This is a genomic window from Candidatus Latescibacter sp. IFSED24 (assembly GCF_058273205.1).
The window spans coordinates 3206368-3227204 of the sequence record NZ_CM177850.1; the positions used below are offsets into that span (position 1 = coordinate 3206368).

15 protein-coding genes are annotated in these 20837 nt (G+C 69.4%); 1 reads left to right on the forward strand and 14 read right to left on the reverse strand.

Annotated features, from left to right (window positions below):
• The first annotated feature begins 33 nt into the window (after positions 1 to 33).
• Entirely contained in the window at positions 34 to 666 is a 633-nt protein-coding gene (locus IFSED24_RS13030; protein WP_491331904.1) for a hypothetical protein, read from the forward strand.
• A 5-nt stretch (positions 667 to 671) separates the two neighbouring features.
• On the opposite strand, the gene IFSED24_RS13035 is transcribed toward IFSED24_RS13030, so the two are convergent.
• From IFSED24_RS13035 to IFSED24_RS13100, 14 genes are all read right to left on the reverse strand, one after another.
• A complete protein-coding gene (locus tag IFSED24_RS13035; protein WP_491331905.1) occupies positions 672 to 2684 on the reverse strand; it encodes a hybrid sensor histidine kinase/response regulator in 2013 nt (670 codons plus the stop codon).
• Positions 2685 to 2762: 78 nt separating this feature from the next.
• Positions 2763 to 3614: a transcriptional regulator gene (locus tag IFSED24_RS13040; RefSeq protein ID WP_491331906.1), complete on the reverse strand. Its 852-nt coding sequence runs from the start codon at positions 3612 to 3614 to the stop codon at positions 2763 to 2765.
• Positions 3611 to 4267, reverse strand: a complete 657-nt coding sequence (locus IFSED24_RS13045; RefSeq protein WP_491331907.1) for a hypothetical protein — start codon at positions 4265 to 4267, stop codon at positions 3611 to 3613. Before IFSED24_RS13045 ends, IFSED24_RS13040 begins: the two co-directional genes overlap by 4 nt.
• A complete protein-coding gene (locus tag IFSED24_RS13050) occupies positions 4267 to 6783 on the reverse strand; it encodes an alpha-amylase family glycosyl hydrolase (RefSeq protein ID WP_491331908.1) in 2517 nt (838 codons plus the stop codon). Before IFSED24_RS13050 ends, IFSED24_RS13045 begins: the two co-directional genes overlap by 1 nt.
• Before the next feature lie 80 nt (positions 6784 to 6863).
• A complete protein-coding gene (locus IFSED24_RS13055) occupies positions 6864 to 8906 on the reverse strand; it encodes a hypothetical protein (protein WP_491331909.1) in 2043 nt (680 codons plus the stop codon).
• 36 nt (positions 8907 to 8942) lie between these two features.
• Positions 8943 to 9713 carry a glucodextranase DOMON-like domain-containing protein gene (locus IFSED24_RS13060; RefSeq protein ID WP_491331910.1) on the reverse strand — a complete coding sequence of 257 codons (771 nt, stop codon included), beginning with the start codon at positions 9711 to 9713 and terminating at the stop codon, positions 8943 to 8945.
• A gap of 56 nt (positions 9714 to 9769) precedes the next feature.
• Entirely contained in the window at positions 9770 to 10654 is an 885-nt protein-coding gene (locus tag IFSED24_RS13065) for a sugar ABC transporter permease (protein ID WP_491331911.1), read from the reverse strand.
• Positions 10651 to 12582, reverse strand: a complete 1932-nt coding sequence (locus IFSED24_RS13070) for a carbohydrate ABC transporter permease (protein WP_491331912.1) — start codon at positions 12580 to 12582, stop codon at positions 10651 to 10653. The genes IFSED24_RS13065 and IFSED24_RS13070 overlap by 4 nt, the downstream gene beginning before the upstream one ends.
• A 6-nt stretch (positions 12583 to 12588) precedes the next feature.
• Positions 12589 to 13806, reverse strand: coding sequence for an extracellular solute-binding protein (locus tag IFSED24_RS13075; RefSeq protein WP_491331913.1), 1218 nt, complete (start codon positions 13804 to 13806; stop codon positions 12589 to 12591).
• 3 nt (positions 13807 to 13809) lie between these two features.
• A complete protein-coding gene (locus IFSED24_RS13080; protein WP_491331914.1) occupies positions 13810 to 14910 on the reverse strand; it encodes an ABC transporter ATP-binding protein in 1101 nt (366 codons plus the stop codon).
• A 40-nt stretch (positions 14911 to 14950) separates the two neighbouring features.
• Positions 14951 to 16489, reverse strand: coding sequence for an alpha-amylase family glycosyl hydrolase (locus IFSED24_RS13085; RefSeq protein ID WP_491331915.1), 1539 nt, complete (start codon positions 16487 to 16489; stop codon positions 14951 to 14953).
• A 104-nt stretch (positions 16490 to 16593) separates the two neighbouring features.
• Complete coding sequence (locus IFSED24_RS13090) at positions 16594 to 17670, reverse strand: radical SAM protein (RefSeq protein ID WP_491331916.1); 1077 nt, start codon at positions 17668 to 17670, stop codon at positions 16594 to 16596.
• A complete protein-coding gene (locus IFSED24_RS13095; RefSeq protein ID WP_491331917.1) occupies positions 17670 to 18074 on the reverse strand; it encodes a hypothetical protein in 405 nt (134 codons plus the stop codon). Before IFSED24_RS13095 ends, IFSED24_RS13090 begins: the two co-directional genes overlap by 1 nt.
• Positions 18075 to 18092: 18 nt before the next feature.
• A complete protein-coding gene (locus IFSED24_RS13100; protein ID WP_491331918.1) occupies positions 18093 to 20765 on the reverse strand; it encodes a protein kinase domain-containing protein in 2673 nt (890 codons plus the stop codon).
• Between the last annotated feature and the right edge of the window lie 72 nt (positions 20766 to 20837).

Consider the following 20837-nt stretch of genomic DNA (forward strand, 5'->3'; position numbering starts at 1 on the left):
TCGTTCCCCTGCAGACCCCCCTGGAGGTGATGTATGCGTCCGGTTCCTGGCCGCTCGCGGCTGGTTTTCGTCCTGATCATCCTGCTGGCCGGCAGTGCGCTGGCGTCGTCGACGGGCCTGACGCCCGACGAGAGCGCCGACTTCCGCGCCGCCAAGTGGGGCATGACCCCCCGGCAGGTCCGCAACACCGAACAGGCCGCCCCCCACCTCGACGAGGGTCCCCTCCTCGGCTTCCCCGCCACCGTGGCCGGGCTCCCCTGCCAGGTGATCTACCTCTTCCGCGACAACCGCCTGTGCATGGGCTTCTACCAGTTCTCCGACATCCACGACGACCTGGCCGCCTACTTCCCCGAGGCCGAACGCCTGCGCGACCTGCTCAGCGCGGCCTGGGACGAGCCCCAGGTCGAGAAGTGGGACTGGGAGGACCCCATGTTCGCCGACGACCCGCAGATGCAAGGCGAGGCGCTGGGGCTGGGTCTGGTACGTTACGAGCTGGGCTGGATGAGCGACCGCTCCATCGTGGCGATGCGCATGTCGGGGGGCAACCTGCTGGCCGACATCCTGGTCCTCTACGCCGACCGGACCTGCTTCCCCGACGGCCAGGCCGCCTTCGGGGAGTTCTTCACCGGCAAGGTCGGCATCCCCTCTCCCTATTACCGGCAGTGAGCGGATCAGTCGCCCGCGGCGAGTGGGCGGTTGTCGGCGGGCTCGAGCCATAGCCAGTGGCCGGGCTCTGCCTCGCGCGGCGGCAGGCTCTCGAGGAAGTCGGCGAGGCGCTTGCGTTCGAGCGGCTTGGTGACGAAGCCGTTCATGCCGGTGCGGCGGCACTTGTCGCGGTGGAACTCGGTGGCGTGGGCGGTCATGGCCACCACCGGACCGCTGTAACTCACCTCGGAGCGCAGCGCGCGGGTGGTCTCGAAGCCGTCCAGGTCGGGCATCTGCAGATCCATGAACACCAGATCGAACGACGTGCGGCGCACCTCGGCCAGGGCTTCGCGACCGCCGGGGGCCACGGTCACGTCGAGATCGAGGCTCTCGAGGAGCTTGCGGGCCACGAGCTGGTTGACCGGGTTGTCCTCGACCACGAGGACGCGGAGGGCGTCTGGCTGGTGCGTCGCCTCGGCCTGGTCCGCGCTCCGGCTGTCCGGGCAGGGCAGCGGCAGCAGGATGGCGAAGCGGCTGCCCTGGCCAGGAACGCTGTCCGCCCACAGCCGGCCGTCCATGAGGTCGACCAGGCCCTGGACCATGGCCAGGCCGAGACCGGCGCCGGCCAGGTCGTCGCGATGAGTGTCCTGCGCCTCGCCGGACAGGATCTGTTCGAGACGATCACTGGCCAGGCCGCAACCGGTATCGGTCACGACCAGGAGGATCGCCTCGCCCTCGGGAGCCATCTGGATCTCCACATGGCCGCCGGTCGCCGTGTATCTCAGGGCATTGTCCAGCAGCAGGTCCAGCATCTGGGCGCAGCGCTGGGCATCCCCCAGCACCCGGGGCGGTAGACCGTCCTGGATCCGCAGATCGAGGTTGACGCCGCGACTCGCCGCCAATTCGCGCCAGCGCGCCCGGGCCTGCGTGACGAGATCCACGGGCCTGAACAGCGCGGTGTTCAGCTTGAGGGCATCCGCCTCCAGGCTGGTGTAGTCGAGGATCCGATCGAGCAGTTCGAGCAGGCGACCCGAGGAGTGCTGGATGACGGTCACCGCCTCGGTCTGTTCGTCGTCGAGGATGCCCGTGGCCAGCAGGTCGACCATGCCCAGGACCCCGTTCAGCGGGGTCCGCAGCTCGTGGCTGATGGCGGCGAGGAAGCGGTTCTTGTTGAGGTTGGCGGTCTCGGCGCGCTGCTGGCCGCGCCGGGCCTCCTCGGTCTCGTCCTGCGCCGTCAGGTCGGTGACGAAGCCGAAGAACTCGGGGTCCTCGCCCTGCCGATCGGGGTCCTGCACCAGACACGCGGTCACCGAGACCGGCAGCAGGCTGCCGTCGGCGTGACGGATCCGGGTGTGGAAGTCGCGCACCGCGCCCTCGGCGGTGACCTGCTGGAGCAGGCGCAGACGGTCCTCGGGCGGGTCGTAGAAGCGCGTGTGGTACTGGCTGGCGATGCTCTCGCGCATCTCGCGTTCGGTGGCGTAGCCGAGCATGGCGAGCAGCCCGGGGTTGGCGCGCTGCATGCCCTGGCCCACCCGGGAAAAGAAGATGCCCAGGTTGGCGTGGCTGTAGATGTGGCGGTAGTGGCGTTCCGAGAGGGTCAGCAGGTGGGTGTAGGTGTGCTGGTCGAGGAGGTTGTCCACCAGCTTGACCAGGCGCTCGAGCACCTCGCGTTCGGTCGACTGCAGGTCGTGCTCGCGCCGCCGCAGGACGAGGATGCGGCCGCCGCCGCCGCCATCGAGCTCCAGGCGCAGGTCCTGGCCCGCCAGCGTGAAGTCGGCCTCGGCCTCGCCCGCGGGCAACGCCGGCTTGGCGATCCTCCCGGCCGCGGCGATCCGGGTCCAGCCCTCGGCATCGTCCTGGTAGACCGCCGCGCCGGTGTACGCGAACGGCGTGGTCACCAGGGTCCTGACCAGTGGCTCGAGGATCTCCTCGGGCGCGCCCTCGCCGAAGTCCAGCGACGCGAAGTCCACCACGGCGGACAGGGCATCGAGGCTCCAGCGGAGCATGTCCTGGCTGGCACAGTCGGTTACAGGTGACACGAAGGCTCCCGTCCTCGTTGACACACGAACGTCACCTGGAGGGTATCGGCAGGATAGGCGCGGGATTGAGGCTGCAGGTCACCCCTGGCGCGGCGCGGCGCGCAGGCGCCGCCACCAGCGCCGCCACCAGGTTGGCGGCGGCACGGCTTCCTCGGGCCCCAGGCTGTCGTCGCCGTACTCGCGGCGCAGGCGGTGCAGGCGGTCCACGGCCCAGAGATAGAGGTCGGCCTCGGTGCGGTCGGGGAAATCAGCGAGGAGCTCCCGGTCGCGGATCACCTGCACCACCGGCCGGTAGACCGTGGCCAGCCACGAGCGGACCGCCTCGTGCCACGAATAGGCGCGGCCGTACATGGTGCCCAGGAAGTACTGGTGGACGGCGATGTGCTCGAGCAGGCGGTCGTAGCCGGCGGGGGACGTGAGCGTGATGGTGTCGTCGCCGGGCAGGTCCAGGCCGGTGACCTGGCGGAAGTTGTGGGCGCTGGCCTTGGCCAGGATGCCCTCGAGCGAATCGCCCGGCTCCACCGCCACGTCGGTGGGGAACTCGCGCACCTGGGCCTCGATGGTGCTGGCTTCCACCATGCGCGCCACCGCGATCCGGTGGTGGCCGTCGACCACGAAGTAGGCGCCGCCCACCTTGTAGAGGTCCACCGGCGGGAAGCCCGCGGACTCCACGAGGTCGCGCATGCGGCGCAGGCGATGGTTCAGGCTCTCGTCGCGGGGCAGGAACGCGCGGTCGAAATCCTGGGTGCGGTTGAGCGAGCCCACGATGGCGTGCAGCGGCACCTCCTGCACCCCGCGGTCGATCATGTGCGAGAGCTTGAGCTGCTGCTGGATCTCCTGGAACGGGACGAGCTCGTCGGGGCGGCCGCGCAGGGCGCCGAGGAGCTCGGTGACCGCCGGCGCCACGGGGCCGAGCCGCGGCCGGCTCACGGGCGCGCTCCCGGCGGTTCGTCGTCGAGGTAAAGGCCGCCGGTGGTCTCGAGCCAGTCGACCACGCGGTCAGCGGCGGCGGCCAGGTCGCCGTCCGAGACGTCGAGCTCGAGGCACATGAGCGAGGACTGGTTGATGAGCTCGCGCAGCAGATCCTGCTCGTCGAGGAAGATCTGCAGGTCGTCGTACTGGGACGGGTTGCCCGAGACCTGCAGGCGCTCGGCGCGGGCCGCGGCGAAGGTCTCCGGGCGGCGCACGCAGTGCACGAGGCGGAAGCCCAGCGGGCCGAGCAGGTCCTCGAGCCAGGCGAAGTCGTAGTCGCGGCCGTGGTGGAGCCGCTGCCAGCAGCGCGTGGAGATGTGGAAGCGGTCGACGATCCACGAGTAGTAGCGGAGCTGGCCGAAGAGGGTGGCCCAGGTGCGGTAGGTGTCGAGGGCCAGCTGCTCCTCGGTGGCGGGGTCGAAGTTGATCAGCCCGCGGCCCCACGGGAAGTTGGTGAACGCGCACCACTCCCCGGAGACCAGCGGGGAGTGGTAGCGGTAGCGGCGGGGGCCCACGAAGCGCGGGTGCTCGTTGAGCGCGAAGGCCAGGTCGGTCTTGTGGGTCAGGCGCGTGCCCTCGAGGATCACCTTGGGCACCAGCTTCTTGCCCATCAGCGGACCTCCCAGACTCCCGTGGCGCGGGCGGGCAGGGTGATCGAACCGCCGGCGGGCAGGCCCACGCCGCGGTCGCCGAAGAGCAGGTCGTAGCCCTGGGCCGGCTGCGGGAGCCGCCAGGAGAGCGTGGCCGGCGCGTCGGCCAGGTTGTGGACGACCAGGACGCGCTGGTCCGCCGCGGTGCGCAGGTAGGCCACCGCCGAGCGCGGCTGGCCGTCGAGGTCGACCAGCGCCAGATCGCCGCCGCGCAGGGCGGGGCTCTGCTGGCGCAGGCGGATCAACCGGCGGTAGCGCGAAAGCAGGCTCGCGGGGTCGTCGGTCTGGGCGGCCACGTTGGCGGTCTCGCGGCCGCGGGCGAAGCGGTACCAGGGCACGCCGGCGGTGAAGTCGGTGTCCTCGTCGGACCAGGGCATGGGCGTGCGCTTCTCCTCGTCGCCGCCGGCCGGGCCGTTCGCCAGGCCCACCTCCTCGCCGTAGTAGAGCCAGGGCGAGCCGGGCAGGGTGAGCAGGACCGCGGCGGCCTGGCCCTGCTTGGCCACGTTGCCGCCGAGCTGGGTCGCCAGGCGGGTCATGTCGTGGTTGGCGAGGAAGGTGCCGTCGAGGACGCCGTCGGGGTAGAGCGCGTCCAGCTTGACCAGCGCGGTGGCCAGGGGGCCGGCGTCGCCCAGGTTCACCGCCTGGATGATGCCGCCCGACAGCGCGAAGTTGAAGGTCATGGCGAACTCGTCGCCGCCGGGGACGGTGACCGCGTCGCCGTAGTAGGGCGCCACGTCCTCGCTGCCCGACCAGATCTCGCCGAGCATGAGGCGGTCGGGATACTCGGCGCGCATGAACGCCGAGAACTCGCGCCAGGCGGCGTGGGTCTCGGGGGTGTCGTTCTGCTGCTGGCCGGGGCCCGCCTCCACGAGGTGGCGGGCGGCGTCGAGGCGGAAGCCGTCCACGCCGCGCTCGAGCCAGAAGCGGGCGATCGACTGGGCCTCGGCCATGACGGCGGGGTTGCGGAAGTTGAAGTCGGGCATGCCGCTCCAGAAGATGCCGTAGTAGTACATGCCGCCGCGGGCGTGCCACACCGGGTAGGTGCCGCCCCAGGGCTGGGTCCAGCCGGGATCGTCCTCGCGCCAGACGTACCAGTCGCGGCGGGGCGAGTCGGGGTCGCGGGCGCTCTCGACGAACCAGGGGTGCTGGACGCTGCTGTGGTTGAGCATGAGGTCCAGGACCACGGCGATGCCGCGGCGGTGGCACTCCTGCAGGAGGCGGTCGAAGTCGGCCTCGGTGCCGTACTCGGGATTGAGGCGGTAGTAGTCGATGCAGTCGTAGCCGTGGTAGCTGGGCGAGGCGAAGACGGGCATGAGCCAGAGCGCCTCCACGCCCAGATCCCGGTCGGTGGCGGGATCGCCGTCGTTGAGGTAGTCGAGGCGGTCGATCAGGCCGTCGAGGTCGCCGATGCCGTCGCCGTCGGAGTCCTGGAAGCTGCGCACGAAGATCTCGTAGCAGACCTTGCCCTGCCAGTCGTGCAGGGCCCAGGGAAGGACTTCGCCGGACTCGGCGGGCCGGGCGCCGCGGTCGGCGGCGGGGACCACGGCGGACAGGATGGCCGGGCGCTGGTCGCGGCTCGAGAAGTCGCCGAGGACGGCCTCCTGGCTCGTCCCCTCGGGCACGATGAGGTCGACGATGGCCGGCTGGAGCGGCTCGCCGGGCCGGCCGCCGGCGAAGCGGTTGCTGATCTGGTCACCGGGGGAGATGGGGATCACGCCGAGCCAGCTGCGGCCCTCCTCGCTCAGGCCGATGGCCGACATGACCTCCATGCTGGCGGCGAGGTCGGCGCCGGTCACGAGCACGGTGTAGCCCCAGGTGTCGCGGGCCTCGCCGCCGAGGATGGCGTGGGGCACCTCGAAGCTGATCGACCGGCTCTTGATCCGGTAGTTCGGCGGGAAATAGACGTGGCGATCGATGGTGGCGGCGGCCTGGCGGCGCACCGCCGAGGGGTTGGGGCGCTCGCCGGTGGAGCCGCCGTCGATCTGCTCGCGGACCAGCTCGGCGTTGAGCAGGTCGCGCAGCGCGCCCTTGATCACGTTGGGGCGCGGCACCGCCAGCACCGCCACGTCCCAGGCGTCGTCGGGCGCGAGCTCGGCCAGCCGGCCGGGCAAGAGGCGGACGAAGCCCGAACCGGGGCGCCGGTCGGTGTCGATGTAGATGTCCAGGTTGAACTGGTAGAAGCCGTGCCGGGCGATCTTGTCGAAGCTGGTGCCGAGCTCGTCGGCGGCCTGGGGGCCCGGCTTGCGGATGCGGTTGGCGAACGTCACGGTGAAGACGGCGCGGTCGTCCTTGTTCTCCACCTCGAAGCCGGTGATGTCCAGGTCGCCGGGCTTGAACCCCTTCTCGGGATAGACGAGGTAGCCGTCGCCGTGGTCGTCGCCCTCGGGATCGGTCAGCTGGACGATGGGGTCGGCCAGGGCTGCGCCGGCCAGCAGGGCCAGCAGCGAGCAGGCGGCCAGGATTCTCGACTTGGACATCACGATCCCTTTCCTTCCGGTTCATGCGCGAACCCCGGGGCACGGGGGCCCCGGGGTTCCTGGTCTCTCCGAGCGCCCCTCTAGAAGAGGAGCTTCATGTAGGCCTTCATGCGGTTGTGGGTGTACTCGCGCTTCTTCAGGCTCTGGAACACGCCCCAGCTGTCGACGAAGCCGAGCTCGCCGTCCTGGGTCGTGGGGTTGTAGCCGTCGCCGAAGTTGGGGGCCCACTCGCCGAAGGCGGTCTGCAGGTCCATGCCGAACTCGGCCCCGCCCACCAGGTAGCTGGCGTGCAGGATGACGCTGTTCTTCTTGTGCTTGCCACCGGCCATGCGGTGCGAGCGGTTGCCCTGGAAGCCGGTGTTGCCGTCGACCAGGTCGACGTCGTAGTACTCGTAGGTCAGGTCGCAGTACAGCTCGCTGGTGAGCTGGTAGCCGGCGCCGACCTTCCAGACCATCATCTCCATCTTCTTGTCGTCGTCGTCGATGCTGTCGAAGTCGGCCCACTGACCGGGGAGCGGGGCCGCGCTGTAGTGGCCCATGACGCCGGCATCGGTGAGGTACTTCTCGTCGTTGAGGCGCAGGTCCTCTTCATCGATGTAGCGCCACTTGATGTGGAAATCGATGCCGTTGCCGACGTCGAAGAAGTAGTTGGCCTTGAGCATGTAGATGTTGGTGGTCTTCTCCTGGAACGGCATGTAGGCGTTCCGGAAGCTGCCGAAGCCGGCGTCGGGCTCGGACATCACGTACGGCGAGGAGCCGAAGGTGTAATTGACGTCGTCGCCCCACATCTGCCAGTTGTTGTTGTAGTCGATGTAGGAGTACTCGCCGGCGAGGTCGAGATCGCCCGTGCCCCAGCTGGGCACCACGGTGAAGCCCTTCCAGCCGATGCAGGTCTCGGCCAGCGGCTCGTTGAAGTCGGTGAACTCGTTGTCGATGTTGGTGGTGGCGAGCTGCTGGGCGTTGCCCAGGAAGCCGCCGTAGCCGAGCACCGAGGTGCCCTTCCACGAGGCGTTGTCGGCCTCGGGATAGTAGAAGGCGCCCTCGCTGCCCTCGGTCAACAGCACGTCGGCCTCGCGGCGGGCGGCCATGACCGACACCCAGTCGCTGCCGATGTTGAAGTACTGCATGTTCAGCGTGATGCCGGTGTCGAGGATGTCCTCGAGATCGGCGTCCACGTAGTACGACCAGTCGTCCATGTTGCCCAGGTTGTAGGCGGTGTAGCTGCTCCAGCCCGCCGTGCCCAGGTCGTTCAGGGTGTAGTACTTGGCGTAGTACGCCGCGGCGTCGAGGCTCAGGATGCCCACCGCATAGTCGCCCTTGAGGCCGAAGACCTGGTTGCGCTGGCGCATGCGCACGTCCTGACCGTCGTCCATGTCGGTGTCCGAGGGATCGAGCTCGATGTCGCTGACGTAGTCGAAGATGCCGGTCAGGCCCGCGTTGCGCACGGGGCGCCACTTCAGCTGCACGCCGTAGGCCGCGTCCATGCTGGTGTAGTCGCCGGTGCTGTAGCTCGGGCCGGCCCACAGCCGCGACAGGCTGGTGCGGGCCAGGTCGTACTGCAGCTTGCCGCCGGCGAAGCTGCCGTTGAAGAACAGGCCCTTGCCGTTGTCACGGTCGATGTAGCGGATCTTGCCGATGGTGAAGGGGTCGAACATGCCGAAGTCGCTCGAGCCGATGGTGGCGCGGTTGACCCACGAATAGCCCGGCGTGATGTTCACGGTGATGCCGCGCAGCTTGATGTACTCGTTGCTGCGCGGGTCGAATTCACCGCCGTCGCCGCCGGTGCCGCCCGCGTCGCTCGGGCTGCCGCCGAAGCCGCCCCAGTTCGTCCACTGGTTCTGGTTGAAGCGGCTCTTGATGCGGCCGTTGACCTCGATCTTGTCGCTGGGCCGGCTGGCGAAGAGCAGCTCGAACTCGGTGCCCTGGCCGTTGTCGCCGAAGCCCTCGCCGGGAATGGTGGTGAAGTTGTACATCGACCCGTCGTAGCGCCGGTTGCCCCACAGGAACTTGGTGTAGTTGACACCGGTCCACGACAGCTTCTGGCTGTCGGCAGCGATGGCCACGCCCATGAAGATGCCCGAGAGCATCAGACCGGCCAGCAGCAGCAGAATCATCCGTTTCATTACCGGGACCTCCTTGGATCGGGAGAAGCAGTGTCCTTACGGCTTCTCCAGCTTGACGACCGCCAGCTTCGCGGTGGTGCCGTCGTCGTTGCAGGCGTAGTTCTTGAGCTGAGCGTGGTCGCCCAGCATGTCCATCACGTGCGGATCGCAATCGTAATCGGTGCCGCCGCCGAAGCGGTGCTGGCCCTCGAACTCGTTGACCTTGCGGGTCAGCAGGTCGCCGCCGGCGGGGAAGCCCTCGTTGGACTGCATGAAGACCTGGTACTTCCAGGTGGCGGGATCGCCGCTGCCCAGCTTGTCCTTGTCCACGGTGGCGGTGATGCTCGAACGCGAACCCTTGACGCGCGTGGGCGCGATGATGCTGGCCGCCATGGCGCCGCCCTTGGCGTCGATCTCCTGCTGGACGCGCGACATGGGCTGCGGCGAGAGAATCACGCACACGTCCCAGGCCGTGCTCTCGTCGATCTCCACGTTCAGGCCCGGCGGTGTGGCGGTGTAGCCGCCCGGAGCGTTGTCGATGAAGATGAAGACCATCTGCACGGAGAAGCCGGTGCCCATCCGCCAGGGGTCTTCCAGCTTCGTCGCGACCGAGACCTCGAACTGGACCTTGTCGCCCTTGTCCTTGAGTTCGAACTCGGTCAGGTCGAAGGATCCGGGAGTGTAGACGGCGTCGGTGGGGTAGACGTACTCGCCCGGGCCGTAGTCGTCGTTCTTGGGATCCTTGAACTTAACATCGCCCGCAAGCGCGCTGCCGACCAGCAACAGCACGGCCACGAGCGCCAGCAGACCAATCCGCAGATTGCGCATGGCATTTCCTCCAGGGTTGGGGTTGTCGTCAGGGACTCGAATCATGGATTCCTCCATCAGCCCTTGACCGCGCCCGCGGTCAGGCCGCCGATCAGGAAACGTTGCAGGGCCAGGAACAGGATCATCACGGGCAGGGCGGCCACGATGGAGCCCGCCGAGAAGTATCCCCATTGCTGTTCCGCGAAGCCGCCCACGAAGAAACGCAGGCCGACCGGCGCGGTGTACATGGTCTCCTTGTCCATGATGGTCAGGGCGAGCACGAACTCGTTCCAGGCCGTCATGAAGCTGAAGAGCGCGGTGACGGCGATGGCGGGCTTCGACAGCGGCACGATGATCTTCCAGAAGATCACCGCCGGCGAGGCCCCGTCCATGAGCGCCGACTCCTCCAGCTCGCGCGGGATGGTGTCGAAGTAGCCCTTCAGCATCCACACGCAGAACGGAATGGCCGTGGTCGAATAGAGCAGCACCAGGCCGATGTAGTTGCTGCCCAGGTGCAGCCACTCGACGATGATGATGTAGAGCGGCACCAGCGTCAGCGTGCCAGGGAACATCTGCGAAAGCAAGAACGACATCATGCCGGCGCGGCGGCCCGGGAAGCGGAAGCGGCTGAACGCGTAGCCGGCGGTGCAGGCCAGGAACACGCCCATGACGGTGGTGGCGCCGGCCACCACCGCGCTGTTCAGCAGCCAGCGGCCGAACGGCTGCTGGCTGAACACGTCGACGAAGTTCTGCGCCGACACCTCCGCCGGCCACGGCACGATGGCGCGGATCCGGTCCCAGAGCGAGGGGTCGGCGGGCAGGTCGACGAACATCAGGCTCTGCTGGCCGCTGAACGCCACCGTCAGCACCCACAGGATGGGATAGACGGTGATCAGGACCATGAAGATCAGGAAGAGATGCAGCCAGAGGTGGCTGACCGATCCTGTGCGTCGGCCGCTCATATCCCCTCCGTCGCCTTGGTCACCCGGTTCTGCCAGATGCCGTACACCATGAGGATCAGGAAGATCACCACCGAGTACGCCGCGGCGTAGCCGTAGCGGTACTGCTCGAAGGCGATCTTGTACGCGTCGGTGATCAGGATCTCGGTGGCGCCCGCGGGCTCGCCCTGGCTCACCAGGTAGATGATGTTGAACTGGTTGAAGGTCCAGATCACCGAGAGGATCACCGCCGGCACCAGCGCCGGCTTGATCGAGGGCAGCGTCACGAAGCGGAACTGCTGCCACTTGGTGGCGCCGTCGACGCGCGCCGCCTCGTAGAGGTCGGCCGAGATGGCCTGCAGCGCACCCAGCGACACCACCATCATGAACGGGAAGCTGAGCCAGCCGTTGGTGGCCAGCACCGCGAAGAACGAGGTGTACCAGGTGTCGAACCACGACACTGGCTCGCCGCCGCACATCTGGATCACCTGGTTGATCACCCCGAACTGGCGGTGGAACATGCCCTTCCAGATCAGCGCGGTGATGTAGTTGGGCACCGCCCAGGGCAGGATCAGGATGATGCGGTAGAACGGTTTGAAGGCCAGGGTCTTGATGTTCAGGATCAGCGCCAGCAGGAGCCCCAGGCTCACGCCGATGGTCACATTGCTGATGGTCCAGAGAATGGTGAAGCCCAGCGTCCAGTAGAAGTTCTGGAAGTTGATGAACGTGGAGCCGTCGTCGCCGGTCTGGCTCACGTTGAAATCGGTGAGGATCTGGACGTAGTTGTCGAACCCGGCCCAGAGGTCGTAGAGCGGCTGGTTGACGTTGTAGAGCGTCTGGCTGGTGAACGACAACAGGACGCCGTAGAGGAACGGGAAGAACACCAGCAGGATCATGCCGATCATGGCCGGCAGCACGAAGCCGTAGGCGCTGCGGTGCTTGACCAGCGCCGAGCCGGTGCGCTGGGCCCAGCCGGCGGCGACCCAGTAGTAGAGCACGAGCGCGAGCAGGCCCAAGAGCAGCGCGCCCTGGTTGAAGCGGCCGCGCGCCTCGCCGAACTGGTCCTCCACCAGGCGGACCGCCACCACGCCCTGGTCGTCGTACGTGCCCCGCGGCTGGCGGAACTGGTCGAGGTTCCAGTGGGTGATGGTCAGGTCCTCGCCCGGGATGCGGGCCTCGCGCATGAGGGCGTCGCGGACCGTCAGGGCTCGTTCGGCCACGCTCTGCTCGGCGGCGAGCCGCGCCGTGCCCACCGCTTCGATACCCAGGCCGGCATGCAGCCCCAGGGCGGCAACGGTCAGCACCAGGCCGGCCAGGAACCGCGGCCAGCCCGCGGGCAGGACCCGGCAGACGATCACCACGGCCACCGCGGCGCCCAGCAGCAGGATCAGCGCGGTCCAGCCGCGCCCTCCGGTCCGAGCCGGCAACACCGGCGCGTTGAGCGCCTGGACCGAGCCCCTGACCTGGCCGTCCTCGAACAGTGGTATCACCAGCAGGAGGCGATCGTCGGCCTCGACCGAGGCCAGGATCTCTCGCTTGCGGGCGGCGCCCTCGGACACGTTGGTGGTGTAGGCCGCCTCGAGCTCCTTGGCCTCGTCGAAGTACTGCTTCTCCTCGCGCTTCAGCCGCCGCGGGAACTCGCCCGCCGCCATGTCCTCGGCGCTGGTCGACGCCACCAGCTGGCGCCGGCCGCTGTCGATGACCCGGATCTGCTCCAGCGACGGCACCGCGGACACCAGCGGCTGGATCACCGCCTGCACGTCGCCGGCCTCGGCGCGCACCCGCACCACCGCCTCGGAGATCGCCGCCGTGGTCACCACCGCATTCTGCTCGACGGCCTGCTGGCGCACGGTGTCGCGCCCGGCCTTCAGAACCAGCGACACCAGGCCCATGCCCACGATCAGGGCCGTGAGCAGGCCGGCGAGGATCTGGCGCGTACTGGCGTCACGCATGGCGACCTACTTCCTCAGGCTCTTGACCCGATCCTCGACTTCCTTCTGGGCCTGGTCCATGGCCGACTGCGGCGTGGAGGCCTTGCGGACGATGCTGTTCATGGCGGTGGTCGCCGGGGACCAGACCATGGTCATCTCCGCATAGTTGGGCATGGGCAGCGCGTGCTCCACCTGGGTGCGGAAGGCGCTCAGCACCGCGTCGCCGGCCACTTCGGGGTCGTCGTAGACCAGCTTGTTGGCCGGCGTCTGCCGCCCCTCCAGCGCCATGACCTTGCCCGCCTCGACGCCGGTCAGGAAGACCACGAAGTCGAAGGCCTGGTCCTTGTGCTCGCTGGGCGCGGCGATGTAGGCGCCCTCGATGGTCATCCACGGCGTCAGCGGCGCGCCGCCGGCCTCGTCCACCGTGGGCAGCGGCGCCAGCCCGAAGTCCAGGTCGGCCTTGATCTCGGACAGGAACCAGGGCCCGGAGAACACGATGGCCGCGTCGCCCTGGTTGAAGAGCGCGGTGATGAGGCTGCTGCTGGGCTCGGCGGGCATGATCTTGTCGGTGTCGAACCATTTCATCATCAGCTCGAGCGACTGCACGTTCTCGGGCCGGTTCAGGACCGGGTTGCGGTCGCCCTTGAAGACCCCACCGCCGAAGGCGTTCATCAGCGCGCTGTGGTAGTAGAAGTCGCTGTACGAGTAGGCCAGCCCGAACTTGCCGGCGTTCAGGTCGGTGAGCGGCTTGGCGATGGAGACCAGCTCGCCCGTGGTCCTGGGCGGCGATTTCACCAGCGCCTTGTTGTAGATCATGGTGACGACCTTGAAGTTCACCGGCAGGCCATACGTGTTCTCCTGGTAGACCATGGCCGCCATCGTGGTGGGGATGAACTTGTCGATGGTCTCGTCGTCGAGATAGAAATCGATGGGCTCCATGGTCCGGCCCGCCTCCACCCAGCCGCCGAGGCGGTCCTGGGCGTAGATGAACACGTCGGGACCCTTCCCGCGCGGGACGGCGGCGGTGATCTTGTCGGCATAGGCGTCGTAGGGCACGGCCAGGGTCTTGACCAGGACGTCGTCCACCCGCTCCTGGTTGAACATGTCCACGACCTTCTCGAAGGCCGCCTTCTCCTTGCCCCGGTAGGCGTGCCAGACCACCAGCTCGGTCTGGGCCGAGGCCAGCACCGGCAGGAGCAGCGTGGCCGCCATCACGACGAACAGACAGGTCGTACGCGTCTTCATGATCTACGCTCCTTGGGTCAGGCGCCGCTCGCTGACGGCGTCGAAGAGGTGCAGGTGATCGAGCTCCAGCAGGAGGTCCACCTCGTCGTCGATATCGGGCTTGTTGCGCGGGTCGACCTTGGCGGTCATGAGGTTCTCGCCCAGATGGCCGTGCACCAGGACCTCGTGCCCCAGCGTCTCCACCAGGCTCACCTTGAGCCGGACCGGGGCCGTGGGCTGGCCGCCCTCGCGCGGCGTGTCGCGGAGGTTCTCCGGACGCACGCCCACCATCACCTCGCGGCCGTCCATCCCGGCCACCAGTCCGCGCGTGGGCCCCGAGAGTTCGACGCTGATGCCGTCGCCGACGGCCCGGGTCCCCTCGGCCTCGATCCGCGCGCGGAAGAAGTTCATGGGCGGCGTGCCGATGAAGCGGGCCACGAACACGTTGGCGGGCGTCTCGTACAGCTCGAGCGGCGTGCCCACCTGCTGCAGGTCGCCGCTCTCGAGCAGCGCGATGCGGTGCCCCATGGTCATGGCCTCGACCTGGTCGTGGGTCACGTAGACCGTGGTGGTCTTCAGACGCCGCTGCAGCCCGGTGATCTCCGCGCGCATCTGGACGCGCAGCTTGGCGTCGAGGTTGGAGAGCGGCTCGTCGAAGAGGAAGACCGAGGGCTGGCGCACGATGGCGCGGCCCACCGCCACGCGCTGGCGCTGGCCGCCCGAGAGCTGGCGCGGCCGACGGTCCAGGTACGACTCGATGCCCAGGATCCGCGCCGCGTCGTTCACGCGCCGGTCGATCTCGTCCTTCGGCATCTTCTGGATGCGCAGGCCGAAATCCATGTTCTCGCGCACCGACATGTGCGGGTACAGCGCGTAACTCTGGAAGACCATGGCGATGTCGCGGTCCTTAGGCGGCAGGTCGTTCACCCGCCGGTCGCCGATGCGGATCTCGCCCGCGGTGATCTCCTCCAGCCCCGCGATCATGCGCAGCGCCGTGGATTTGCCGCAGCCCGACGGGCCGACGAGGACCATGAATTCCTGGTCGCGGATCTCCAGGCTCAGCTCCCGGATCACCTCCACGTCGCCATAGCACTTGTTGATCTTGTCGAAGACGACCCCTGCCACGGGATTCTCCTTCGCCGTTCGCGGCCCCGGGGGCCGCGCCCTATTGACCCGGATCCGGCGCCAGGATCAGCGCCGAGCGCCGGAGCATGGTGATGGTGACCTGACCCGCCGCGGCGGCGAACCGCGCCCCGCCGATCAGATCGACCGCGCCGCCCTGCCAGCGGTCGGGCAACGTCACGGTCTCGCTGGCCTCGTCGCCCCGGTTGACCGCCACCAGCAGCATGTCGCCGCTCGCGGTGTCGTGACGCGAGAAGACCAGATGGTCCTTGCCGAAGGCCAGCCCCGCGCGCTCGCCCCGCCAGAGGCTGGGATGCGCGCGCCGGATGGCGATGAGCTGCCGGTAGTAGTCGCGGAGCGCCTCGTCGCGCGCCACGCCCTGGCCGGGTAGCACCCCGCGGTCGCCCCACGGCATGTCGGTGCGGTTCTCGGGCCAGGTGCCGATGTAGCGGCCCACCTCCTCGCCGTAGAACACGCAGGGAATTCCGCGGGCCGTCATCTGCAGCGCCACGCAGAGCCGGAACAGCTCCTGGTCGCCCGCGAGGGTGAGGATGGCGCCGTCGGTGTCGTGGCTCGAGAGGTAGTGCGAGACGAAGTGCCCCGCGCGGACCTGTTCGCGCCGGTCGAGGTAGCGGTCGAACGCCACCGGGCGGCCGCGGCCCAGGACGAAGCCGGCGGCGCTGCCCTGGAACGAGAAGTCGAAGCCCGCGTCCATCTCGTCGGGCTCGAACCAGGGCTCCATGACCTGGTTGTCGCCGCCCCAGACCTCGCCCAGGAGGAAGAAGTCCTCGCCCAGCCGCTGGCGCGTACGCTCCCGGTGCAACCGCCAGAAGTCGTGCTCGACGTGCTTGACCGTGTCGAGCCGGAAGCCGTCCACCCCGGTGCGCTCGGCCAGGCCCAGGTGCGCCTCCAGCAGGTACTCGCGCACCTCGGGGTTCTCGGTCTTGAAGTCGGGCAGGCCCGAGAGGCAGCTCGTGAGGTCGTCGTCGCCGCAGTAGCTGCCGAAGCGCAGCCAGTCGCGCCCCTTCTCCATGACGTAGTGCGAATCGTAGCCGCAGTGGTTGTAGACCACGTCGAGCAGCACCTTCATCCCGCGCTGATGGCAGGCCGCGACCAGCGCCTTTAGCTGGGCCTCGGTGCCGAAGCGCGGGTCGACGGCGTAGAAGTCGTCGGCCCAGTAGCCGTGGTAGCCCCAGTCGAAGAAGCCCACCGAGGAGACGTAGCCGGGGATCTGCTGCTGGACCGGGGTGATCCAGAGCGCGGTGCAGCCCAGGTCGGCGATCTCGTCGAGGTTGGCGAGGAGCCCGGCGAGATCGCCGCCGTGGAAGCTGCCCGGACCGGCGAGGTCGACGTCCTGGTTGTTGCCGGGATCGCCGTCGGCCCACCGGTCGAGGATCACGAAGTAGAGGACCGCGTCGTCCCAGGACTGCTGGGGGGCCACCTGGATCGGGCCGGCGGAGCCGGGGGCGGCGGCCAACGACGACGGCGAGGTTGTCGGCTCGGGGCCGCCGCTGCAGGCCGCCAGCAGGGCCAGGCAGATCAGGGCGAGCGGCACGAGCCAGAAAGGTGGGCGCTTGGCCATAGGACACCATCCGGGATGGCCGAAGTCGGCACACGACAGCCGGTTAATTTCCTGACAGCTCCGGGCGCAGTATCTCCTGGATGACCGAATTGGTCAAGAACTCGTCACGCCCCGGAGGAGCGGCCGTGCCCGAGAGCCGCGAAGAGGTTTTCCAGGTGGGCATGGCGGTCCGGAGGCAGGCCCAGCGCGTCCAGATCGGGCAGGAGTCGCGGCACCGGGTCGACCGCGTGCCGCAGGTCGTGCGTGCGCCGCTGGAAGAGGCAATGGGCGTCCGGCACCTCGCGCGGATCGTCCCCGGCGAGGGGACAGACCAGGCAGGTCCCGACGAGGGGGCAATCGGCGCAGGGCCCCATTGGCGACCAGCGCCTGGAGATGCGGAGGCCGGCCACGGCCTGCGGGCGTCCCGCCGCCCGCAGCACCGCGCAACCATGCCAGGTGCCGTCCACGTCCACGGCGCGGCTCGCCGGCGAACCGGCCCCGCAGACCGGACCGTCGGGCGGTGAGGCGCGGGGCGTCCACGGTCGCAGGAACGTCACCGGCGACGGTCGGCCGGCGGTCGGCGCGGCCAGCTCGGCGATCCGATCCAGCTGGCGGGCCAGGGTGGCGCAGGCCGTGTCGCCCCAGTGGCCGTATCCGTCCGCCGGATTGACCTGGAGGCACGCCACGCCCGCCGCCAGAAGCCCGCCCACCGCGTCCGCCAGGCGTGCCACCGTGGTCGGCGTGAAGACCAGCGAGATCGACACCTGCCGGCACCAGTACTCGGGGTATGAGCGCCGGATCGCCGTGAGCAGCGCGCGGAGTTCCGGCGGCGCCTCGGCCAGGCCGTCGCAGCTGATCTGCAGCTCGGCCCCGCGCGACGCCAGCTCCCCCACCAGCGCGGTGTCCAGGAGCAGGCCGTTGGTGAGCAGGCGGATGGTCAGGTTGGGGCCGGCGTTGCGGTGGCGCGCCGCCAGGCGCAAGGCCAGCCGCACCAGGCGGGGGGCGAGCAGCGGTTCGCCGCCGGTGAGCACCACCGTGAGGCGTCCGCCGGCGAGCGTCATCGCGCGCGTCAGCGACCGCCGCAGGACCGACGGGCGCATGGTGCGGCCGACCGCGCGGTGCTGGCGGCAATAGGCGCACGTCAGGTTGCAACGGTCGGTGAGGCGGACCGTGAGCAGACTCAGCGGCGGCGACCCTACCATCAGGCGGTCCCCTCGGCCGCGGTCACGGACTGGATGACGCTCGCCGGATCCCCGGCCGCCGGGACGACGAACTGGTGATCAGGGGCCATGCCGGCCAGGGCGAGCCAGATGCACTGCGTCATGTCCTGCATGGTCCGCAGCGCCGTGACGATATCGGGAGCCTCCAGGCCGTCCGGCAACAGGAATTCGCGGTGGCAGCCCGCTCCGGACGGTTGCGGGATCGGTGGCTTCGGCGGGTTGATGATGATGGGTCCCTTCATCAGATCGCTGGCCAGGCCCGGCTCCGCGCCGATGATCCGGCTCATCCGGTCGACGATGTCTTCCAGGCCCTGGCGATACTGGTCCAGCACGTAGACGCAGTCCTTCACGAACGCCATGCTCATGGTCGTGGTCGGCGGTACCATCGGAGACCTCCCTCGGGTTCAGAACGTGCCCCCCTCGGCTTCCAGCATCCAGATCCGCGCCAGCGGCCTGACCTCGGTGAGTACGAGGAGATCGCCGGCGGCATCCACGTCGAAGAAGAGTTCCTGGGTCAGGTGGTCGAAGCAGTAGGCCGGTTCGACCGCCACGGGCAGGCCGCCGGCGGCGGGCAGGGTGCGCAGGCTGAAGCAACCCTCTCCCCAGCGGCCGCTGACCCAGATCGTGTCGGTGCCCTCGGCCCAGCGCAGGCGATCGGCCTGGGCGCCGCTGGTCAGGACCACGGGCTCGCCGTCGCCGTCGGCGGCGACCTGCCAGATCTCGCCGTTGGCCTGGAACGCCAGCCGGTCCCCCGCCGGCGACCACACCGGCCGGTAGGCCACCAGCCCGGGCCCGGTCAGCCGCCAGGGCTCCCCCGCGCGCCGGCCCGCGGCCACGGGCACGATCCAGATGGCGAAGCCGCCCTCGCGGTCGGAGGCGAAGGCCAGCCGCGATCCGTCCGGCGACCAGGCCGGCTGGACGTCGGAGGCCGGATGGTCGGTGATGCGCTGCGGCTGGCCGCCGGCGGCGGGCACGATCCAGAGGTCGCGCTCGTCGCCCTGGAAGCGGTAGTAGGCCACCCAGCGGCGGTCGGGCGAGATGGCCGGGTGCGAGGCGTGGCCGGCCTGCTCGGTGAGGCGCCGCGGCGGGCCCTGGGGAGCCCCGTTCGCGAGATCCTGCCACCAGACCTCGCGGCGATCGCTCCAGCGGTCGGAGACGAAGGCCAGCGCCGAACCGTCGCGCGCCAGCGACGGCAGGCTGTCGTTGTGCTGCCCGGACAGCCGGTGTTCGCGGCCGGTGGCGCGGTCGATGAGCACCAGATCCTTGCGCAGATCGCCATGGGTGTAATAGGCCAGGCGCGCGCCGTCGGCCGAGACGCTGGGATGGCTCTCGGCGCCGCCGCCCAGGGTCAGGCGCTCGGTGTGTCCGTCGGCGAGCCGGACCCGCCACAGCGCCTGCACGTTGTCGCGCAGCGACGAGAAGTAGACCCAGCGGTCGTCGGGCGACCACACCGGCGCCCGGTCCTCGTGGCCGCCGCTGGTCAGCGGCCGGACCTGCCCGTCGGCGGGGGCCAGCAGCCAGAGGTTGTTCTTGGCGCTGTAGCAGATCAGCCGGCCGTCGTGCGACCAGGCGGGCTCGCGATGGTCCCAGAGCCCGTCGGCGGGGCCCTCGGTGAGCAGGTGGGGCTGGTCGAGGTTGTCCAGGTCGACCACGCCGATGCGCCCCTCGAGACGGGCGTCGTTGCGCACGAAGGCCAGGCGTCGGCCGGCGGGGTCGATGGCCGGATCCCAGGCATCGTCCAGCAGCAGCGTGGCGCCGCCGCCGAGCTGGCCGGTCTTCCAGATGCCGTCGCGGCCGAGCCGGTCGGACACGAAGGCCAGGTTGCCGCCGTCGGGGAACCAGGCCGGGGCGCGGTCGCAGGCCGGATCCTCGGTCACGCGCAGCGGGCGACCGCCGTCGGCATCCACCACGTAGATGTCGTAACCGCCCGCCTCGTTGGAGTTGTAGGCGATGCGGCTGCCGTCGGGCGACAGCGCCGGGTCGCCTTCCCAGGCGGTGCCGCTGGTGACCGGGGTCGGACGTCCCTGGGGCAGCGGGGGATTGGCCTCGCGGGCGGTGAGACGCCAGAAACCCAGTCCGAGGGCCGCCGCCGCGAGGCAAGACACGAGCAGCCAGCGCGCGCGCCGGCGCATCATCAGCGTCCAGGTGGGCAGGTCGCGCCGGCGCCCGGCGTCCAGATCGGCGAAGAGCGTGCGCAGGTCGCCGAGCATCTGGCTGACGTCGGGGTAGCGTTCGTCGGGATCCTTGGCCAGCGCCCGCGCCACGATCCAGGCCAGACGCGCCGGCGTCCCGGGCCGCACCTCGTTCAGGGGCGGCGGCTCCCGTCGCTCGATGGCGTCGAGGACCGTGGCCGTGGACTCGCCGCCGAACGGCGGTCGGCCGGCCACCATCTCGTAGAGCACCACGCCCAGCGACCAGATGTCGGTCCGCGCATCCACCGCCGCGCCGCGGACCTGCTCGGGCGACATGTAGGCCGGCGTGCCCACCAGCGCGCCCTCGGTGGTCAGCCGCTGCAGCTCGGGCAGGAGCGCCAGGCCGAAGTCGATGATCCGCGCCTGCTCGCGCAGCGCCGTGGAGGAGGCCAGCCGGGCGGCGGCCTTCAGCTCCATGGTGGAGGCGTCTCCTGCGGACGCCGCCCTGGTCGGGCAATCCACCGCGCTGATGATCACGTTGGAGGGCTTGATGTCGCGATGAATGATGCCCTGGCGGTGCGCCGCCTCCAGACCCTCGGCCACCTGGATCGCGTGCAGCAGCGCCCGCCCCAGCGGCAGCGGTCCCGCCGCGATCCTCTCCTTGAGGCTCTGCCCCTGGCAGAAGCGCATCACCAGGAAGGTGCGACCGTCCTCCTCGCCGAAATCGATGACGTTGCAGATGCTGGGGCTGTCGAGCGAGGCGGCGATGGCGGCCTCGTGGAGGAAGCGCTGGCGGGCCTGATCGCCCTGCAGGAGCTCGTTCTTGAGGAACTTCAGCGCCACGGGATGGCGGAGACGCACGTGCTCCGCCATGTAGACCTCGCCCATGGCCCCTTCGCCGAGCTTCGCCAGGATCCGATAGTGGGCGACTGTCTGGCCGATCACATCGCTCTCCCCGCCGGGTGACCTGGAGAGCAATCGCCAAGGTGTGCGCTGGTCATCCCCTCGACATGATAG

Excerpts from the sequence above, each read along its gene's own strand:
- IFSED24_RS13030 (WP_491331904.1), top strand. The coding sequence starts at position 34 with ATGCGTCCGGTTCCTGGCCGCTCGCGGCTGGTTTTCGTCCTGATCATC.
- IFSED24_RS13045 (WP_491331907.1), bottom strand. The coding sequence starts at position 4,267 with ATGGGCAAGAAGCTGGTGCCCAAGGTGATCCTCGAGGGCACGCGCCTG.
- IFSED24_RS13050 (WP_491331908.1), bottom strand. The coding sequence starts at position 6,783 with ATGTCCAAGTCGAGAATCCTGGCCGCCTGCTCGCTGCTGGCCCTGCTG.
- IFSED24_RS13055 (WP_491331909.1), bottom strand. The coding sequence starts at position 8,906 with ATGAAACGGATGATTCTGCTGCTGCTGGCCGGTCTGATGCTCTCGGGC.
- IFSED24_RS13060 (WP_491331910.1), bottom strand. The coding sequence starts at position 9,713 with ATGCGCAATCTGCGGATTGGTCTGCTGGCGCTCGTGGCCGTGCTGTTG.
- IFSED24_RS13065 (WP_491331911.1), bottom strand. The coding sequence starts at position 10,654 with ATGAGCGGCCGACGCACAGGATCGGTCAGCCACCTCTGGCTGCATCTC.
- IFSED24_RS13070 (WP_491331912.1), bottom strand. The coding sequence starts at position 12,582 with ATGCGTGACGCCAGTACGCGCCAGATCCTCGCCGGCCTGCTCACGGCC.
- IFSED24_RS13075 (WP_491331913.1), bottom strand. The coding sequence starts at position 13,806 with ATGAAGACGCGTACGACCTGTCTGTTCGTCGTGATGGCGGCCACGCTG.
- IFSED24_RS13085 (WP_491331915.1), bottom strand. The coding sequence starts at position 16,489 with ATGGCCAAGCGCCCACCTTTCTGGCTCGTGCCGCTCGCCCTGATCTGC.
- IFSED24_RS13090 (WP_491331916.1), bottom strand. The coding sequence starts at position 17,670 with ATGGTAGGGTCGCCGCCGCTGAGTCTGCTCACGGTCCGCCTCACCGAC.
- IFSED24_RS13095 (WP_491331917.1), bottom strand. The coding sequence starts at position 18,074 with ATGGTACCGCCGACCACGACCATGAGCATGGCGTTCGTGAAGGACTGC.